Genomic DNA, 786 nt, shown 5'->3' with positions numbered 1-786 from the left:
TATTTGGTTTCTTATCATTTCAAAATTCTTCAATTTTTCTTCAAATTGTTGTATAACTTGCTTTATTTGGATTAAATTCTTTCATTTTTTACTCCTTTTTGCATATTAAAATTGCTATTATTTAAACAATATGGTTAAATAAAAGAGTAGAAAAAAACTTATCAAACTGTATCAATATATCAAAGAACTTAATATAATATTTTGTTCTTTTTTTATTATCTATATTTTACATCAAAATAAAAAAAAGTAAATTACTTTACTTTTTATTTTAGTATACAAGCATATAGAGATTAATTGGAGCTTGTTACAATATAATTATATAATTAAATAATATTTTGTTCTTTTTTTATTATTAAAAAAATATTGACAACGAGCATTTAAATATAAATATTCATTACAAGAAAAACAATTAGAACAAGAATTAAACTTAAATAATCAACAACCAATCATTGTTAATTTACAAACTGATATTAGAGATATTAAAAATGATGATAAGGAAAAATAATAATGCTTAATCATTTTACTTATTTGTTAGAAATTCCTTATTGGTTATTACAAAATAGTAGTATTGGTAATAAATATCCATTTGCTAAGAAATATGAGTTAGTTAATGAAATTAATCAAATTGGAACACGATATAGTGGTAAGACTATTTTACTTATTTGTTAGAAATTCCTTATTGGTTATTACAAAATAGTAGTATTGGTAATAAATATCCATTTGCTAAGAAATATGAGTTAGTTAATGAAATTAATCAAATTGGAACACGATATAGTGGTAAGACTA

1 protein-coding gene is annotated in these 786 nt (G+C 20.0%); it reads left to right on the top strand.

Going from position 1 to position 786, the window contains the following annotated elements:
• The first annotated feature begins 507 nt into the window (after positions 1–507).
• The gene (locus C6B38_RS10160; RefSeq protein ID WP_162475904.1) at positions 508–669 is read left to right on the top strand and encodes a hypothetical protein; all 162 of its coding nucleotides are present in this window, start codon (positions 508–510) and stop codon (positions 667–669) included.
• The last annotated feature ends 117 nt before the right edge of the window (positions 670–786 follow it).

The sequence above is a fragment of the Spiroplasma sp. ChiS genome (genome assembly GCF_002968355.1).
Taxonomy (GTDB): domain Bacteria; phylum Bacillota_I; class Bacilli_A; order Mycoplasmatales; family Mycoplasmataceae; genus Spiroplasma; species Spiroplasma citri.
The sequence above is the reverse complement of the archived record's forward strand: the minus strand, read 5'-3'. Positions and strand labels throughout refer to the sequence as shown.